We start from the raw sequence: 5,277 nt of genomic DNA on the forward strand, positions 1-5,277 counted from the left end.
TGTTCATATTAGGTGGTGAGAAGCTGTTCATTGCAGCTTATATCCTGATGTCCATTGTAACCTACGTAATGTACGCAATAGATAAAAATGCCGCTCAAACCGGCAAATGGCGGACACCAGAAAATACGCTTCATCTTTTATCGTTACTCGGTGGTTGGATGGGGGCATTATGTGCTCAAAGTCAACTTCGTCATAAGTCGAAAAAACAGCCATTTAAATCGATTTTGTGGCTGACGATATTCGTAAATATTGGAGCATTTGTTTGGACATTCACTCCATCAGGTTCGGTGTTCGTTCAGAACTTTATTAGCAATTGGTTCTAGCACTAGCTGTGAGATGTGGGCTAACAAACTGTTCAAGAGTGATTCGCAACGCGTGGCATTTTTACTATGCGTTGCGTTTAGTGTTTAAGGTGGTATGCGGTGACTTCGGCATTGCGTTGCTCACACCTTAACAGGGCGTTATGCCTCAGGAGAAAAAATGGAAGATATTCTCACGATTTTAAAGGTTTGTAGTGCAGTGGTAGCAATTATTGCAACTTTGATTGGTGTACTAAAATTCAAGTTTACACGCCGCTCGGCAATGATAGCGGAGTATCAACATGCTAGAGCTTTTCTATCTGAGGTCGACACTTTACATCCTTACGCAAAAGACCTTGGCTTTTACACGATCGCAGGTAGTAGTTACGTAAGTTCTGCGGAAATTGAATATGCTATAAGCCTCGAAAACCCAGTTAAGTCTTTAAAATGTTATGTTAAAGGTAGAAAGTACTTTATTCCGTTTAATGAGCTTAAGTATCCCAAGCTAAAATTTAAGCCAAAATACGAGTCTCAACGAAAAAGAGTGTTCTTAACCTATTTTTATATGGTCATGTATTTCTTAATGGCTTTTGTTGCTATGTCTCCAGCTATTCTTTCCCAGTTTATAGATTATTCGTCTCTTACTGACTACGTTTCGCTATTATTGGTTAGCTTGGTGGCATTCGGATACCTCGCGTACGAAATGCTGCAACGTCATCTAGAAATATACTTTGCGCAGTTCTTGTTTGATTCACAAGAAGTACACCGAGATCTAAAGGTAGTAAAGGCATAACAAACTGTTTAAGAGTGATTCGCAACGCGTGGCATTTTTACTATGCGTTAGGTTTTGTGGTTAAGGTGGTATGCGGAAGCATCGGTGTTGCGTTGCTCACACCTTAACAGGGCGTTATGAGCCACCATATCAAGGAGAGATATGATGTTAGATAAAGTTAGAGAAATCCTAGAACTTAATAATATTCAGTATGATGGAGAGAATGACGTAGTTTACTGCAAGTTCCGTAAAGCTGGCTCGCAGGTAAGAATTTCCTACGATACAGAAAGTATGAGTTACAAGGTTTCTACTAATGAGTTTTTGCATTCAGTAAATGCAGCGTTTAGCTATGGTTTTGCTTTTGCTGCACCGTATATCTTTGATGGTGTTAGCTGGAGTTGGTTAATATCCGCATTATCTATTTTTTCGGGTACGATAGCGGTTACTCAACTACTGCTAACTCAATTCAAACTTCTAGACTTGAAGCAGCAACTAAGGCAGTCCGGCATCTACTTGAACTAGGCTCATAACAAAGCATTTAAGACGGATTCCCAACGCTTGGTATTTTAGGTTTGCTTCAGTTTCAGTGCTTACGGCACAATACTTTAAGTGTGGTGGTCTGCGTTGCTCACCACTTAATGCGGCGTTAGCATTTCGAGGGAAAAATGGCAGAACTTTTGAAAACATTTAACTTACAGTTTTTTGTGGTTGAGATAGTTAAAGCACTTATAACTATCGCAGTCCCAGTTTTTATAGCAGCCTCTGGTTGGCTTTTATCACTTTGGTTTCGCTCAAGAGAAATTAAGCAGTTGCTTATGAGTCGTGAACTTGTTCTTTACTTTGGTGGAGAAAAGTCTGACATGCACAAAGCTATCAATTTTTTAGAAAAAGGTGATATAGGGGCGGGACGAAACGACAATGAATCTTTTTGGAAAGTGAGCTTTGGTACATTAAAGATCTTAGATTCTGAAAAACGTGTTTTCAGCAAGTTCAAATGGAATAAAACTAAAGGGCTAATGGTTCACACAAATGATCCTAACTTACCATCAGTAATGGGGCAGTATATGGTTCCATTCACGACCAAAAAGTAGCGGTGTAAAAAATGCTAACAAACGCTTCAAGACGGATTCGCAACGCGTGGCATTTTTACCATGCGTTAATTTTAGGGATTTAGGTGGTGTGCGGAAACATCGTATTGCGTTGCTCACCACTTAAGCGGGCGTTATAAATCAGAAATATTTATGAGAACTATTCAAGAACAATTCAATAAAATCCTCGAGGATTTGGTTGCTGATAACCCAGCTAAAGCGCGAGAGCTAGATATCAAAAAGCTGGTTGCTGACTTAACTCCAGAATTTGTAGAAATGATCGGTAAATCATTGCATTCCTCAATGCCTGAAATGCTTTCACATCGCAGGTCAGATTTTAGCTCGTTTGCGGATATGAATGTTGAAAAATGGCAATCGGCTTTTGATCTACTTGAAACGCATATCGTAATCTGTACTGAAGCGGGAGCAACTCTAAATTCAAAGTATCGCCCAGAAGCAGCAGAACAAGGGGACTTGATATTTGACCTATTAGTTCGTCATCACGCTAGAGCCTGCCACATAGCAAACGAAATTTTATGCTTATTAAAGAATGGGTTCCCTGATGCTGCACACTCAAGATGGAGAGCGTTACATGAAGTGAATGCCACTGCCTTATTCATTTTTAATCACGGTCAAGAGTGTGCCGAACGCTTTTATTTTCATGATGTTGTGGATGCTTATGACGCTATGAAAGAGCATCGTAAATACGAAGACCGGTTACAAGCAAAGGGACCAACAGATATAGAAATGAATGAATTGAAAAAGGTTTATGATGATCTCACCATAAAATATGGTAGAAGCTACGCCGGGCATTATGGGTGGGCTGCATATTTGTTTCCGGGACATAGTCGCGTAGGATTCGGTGCTATTGAGAAAGACGTGGGGCTTGAACATATGCGCCCTTATTATAAATGGGCAAGCCAAAATATTCATGCAGGCTCGAAAGGTTTGAGAAACCGCTTAGCGCTTGTTGATTGTAGCGAAGACATATTAGTAGTTGGGCAAAGCAATTCAGGTATGACAGATCCGGCTCATGCTACAGCCATTAGTTTACTCGGGGTAACGAGTACATTACTGACCTGTAAGCCCTCGATGGATACAATTGTAATGCTGCAAATAGCGGCAAAGTACTCAGATAAAATTGGTCGTGAGTTTCTCAGGCTTTCGAGGAATACTGATTTATAACAAACTGTTTAAGAGTGATTCGCAACGCGTGGCATTTTTACTATGCGTTGGTTTTAGTGATTAAGGTGGCATGCGGCGGCATCGGTATTGCGTTGCTCACACCTTAACAGGGCGTTAGGTTTACGAGTTAACATGGGAAGTTAAAGTGGATAAAACTCAGTTGATAAAGCGACTTGAAGAGTTAGGTATAGGGCTAGAGCGTTTTACAGTCCAGCTAACTGATTACGTCCATAAGTGGTCTGAAGCCTATGATCTAATTGTCAGCGTGATTGCGCCTAACTTGAATGGTGTGACTATTTATCATATTGGTAGTACAGCGATCCCAGGCTCAATTGCAAAACCGATAATAGATATAGGTATCGCATATAATGACACTTTAACTTTTAAGCAAAACATTCTAGTGCTCGAATCTTTAGGCTTTACTTGCAAAGGAGAGCAAGGAGTTGAAGGTCGTTGTTTCTTCACATATTACAACGATAACGAACGTTTCGATTATATCCATGTTCATGCTTATAAGCAGGGCGACTCAAAGTTAAGAAAACATATTCAATTTAGAGATGCTCACATTCAAAACCAAGAGTTGCTAATCGAGTACAATTCCCTAAAACAGGGCTTGGTTGCAAGTGGCGTCAGTAGGCAAGATTATCCTGCAGCAAAAGCAGCTTATATTCAAAGAATACTGTCACCTACATCGTGAAATCATAAACCTAACAAACTGTTCAAGAGGGATTCGCAACGCGTGGCATTTTCACAATGCGTTGGTTTTAGTGTTTAAGGTGGTATGCGGCGGCTGTTGTATTGCGTTGCTCACCCCTTAACAGGGCGTTAAGTTTTTTTGGAGTTTAGATGACATCCATCGTTTGTTGGAGAAATATAGAGAAAGAGAAAGGTCTTTCTTGGGTTATGGGGGACGGTTTGTGGGCTGTTAGTGATACAAGGGTCTCGAGTGGTGGCTCAGTTATGACTGATAATTGTCCCAAAGTAACCTCGATATCTGCATTTACCTATAAAGATTCAGATATTCACCGAAGTAACCCTAAATGTCTATTTAGGTTCGGTTTCGGTTTTGCGGGAAGCACATTGATCGGTAGTAATGTTAGGGAAATGCTAAGTACTTTTGTAGGTAATTTATCCGAATTGCATTACTACGATCAGCCGGATTACCCTTATGAAGAAAAACTACCTTCACTTATGGAAATCTCCGAACTATGCAAAAAGCTTGGAGAGAAATATATATCAAGTTTAGGTTTCAGTTTTCCGAATAGTGTTGGATGCGAGTTTTTAATATTTGGTCGTTGCCCTAAAACAAAAGAGTATCGAACCATAGTGTTACGAAATTCACCTGATAACCCGACAGTACTTAATATTACTGAAAAATCACTAAATGATACTGAGTATCTTGTACTTGGTGATCAAAAGAAACGTGTTGCTACAAAAATTGACAGTATAAAAGTTAAGCTTATGTCTACTGGAAGCCCTGTACATCACGCACCAATATATGCACTTGACTCTATTTTGGAAGAGGATAGTGGGACAATTGGTGGTTTTCTTCAGTTGTGTATATCGACCATCGTTGATACGAAACAGTTTTTCATATCGGCAGATAAAGATGACAAAAATAGCTACCAAATTGCTGGCTTTAGCTTAATGAGTGAGCTTTCTATTCTGGGTGGTTTTTCAGTATCTATGCCTGGTGGTCTATCAATACCAAGGTTGGTCGAATAAAAACTTAACAAACTGTTCAAGAGGGATTCGCAACGCGTGGCATTTTCACTATGCGTTGGTTTTAGTGTTTAGGGTGGCATGCGGCGACTTCGGTATTGCGTCGCTCACCCCTTAACAGGGCGTTATTTCCGCAACGGATCTCTCAGGCTGAATGTACGTGGTTGTAGCCTAAGAGTGAAAGTGACGGGGTAATAGGTTGGAAAAGCGG

General features: G+C 40.3%; 7 protein-coding genes. All 7 read left to right on the forward strand.

Translation table 11 applies throughout. The annotated features are described in order from the left end of the window. The coding region (locus MHO32_RS25115) for a DUF1294 domain-containing protein (RefSeq protein WP_239214874.1) at positions 1 to 323 on the forward strand (323 nt) is incomplete at its 5' end. Between the two features lie 157 nt (positions 324 to 480). Continuing rightward, a complete protein-coding gene (locus MHO32_RS25125; protein WP_004402684.1) occupies positions 481 to 1,092 on the forward strand; it encodes a hypothetical protein in 612 nt (203 codons plus the stop codon). Between the two features lie 141 nt (positions 1,093 to 1,233). Next, positions 1,234 to 1,593, forward strand: coding sequence for a hypothetical protein (locus MHO32_RS25135; protein ID WP_239214876.1), 360 nt, complete (start codon positions 1,234 to 1,236; stop codon positions 1,591 to 1,593). Positions 1,594 to 1,736: 143 nt separating this feature from the next. Next, positions 1,737 to 2,162: a hypothetical protein gene (locus tag MHO32_RS25140; protein ID WP_239214878.1), complete on the forward strand. Its 426-nt coding sequence runs from the start codon at positions 1,737 to 1,739 to the stop codon at positions 2,160 to 2,162. Between the two features lie 150 nt (positions 2,163 to 2,312). Further along, the gene (locus tag MHO32_RS25145; RefSeq protein WP_239214880.1) at positions 2,313 to 3,344 is read left to right on the forward strand and encodes a DUF5677 domain-containing protein; all 1,032 of its coding nucleotides are present in this window, start codon (positions 2,313 to 2,315) and stop codon (positions 3,342 to 3,344) included. 145 nt (positions 3,345 to 3,489) lie between these two features. Next, positions 3,490 to 4,041 (forward strand): GrpB family protein, encoded by a 552-nt coding sequence (locus MHO32_RS25155; protein ID WP_239214884.1) that lies wholly within the window; start codon positions 3,490 to 3,492, stop codon positions 4,039 to 4,041. A 149-nt stretch (positions 4,042 to 4,190) separates the two neighbouring features. After that, complete coding sequence (locus tag MHO32_RS25165) at positions 4,191 to 5,069, forward strand: hypothetical protein (RefSeq protein WP_239214886.1); 879 nt, start codon at positions 4,191 to 4,193, stop codon at positions 5,067 to 5,069. Positions 5,070 to 5,277: the final 208 nt, after the last annotated feature.

The organism is Vibrio sp. MMH1-50, assembly GCF_022347645.1.
Classification (GTDB): domain Bacteria; phylum Pseudomonadota; class Gammaproteobacteria; order Enterobacterales; family Vibrionaceae; genus Vibrio; species Vibrio harveyi.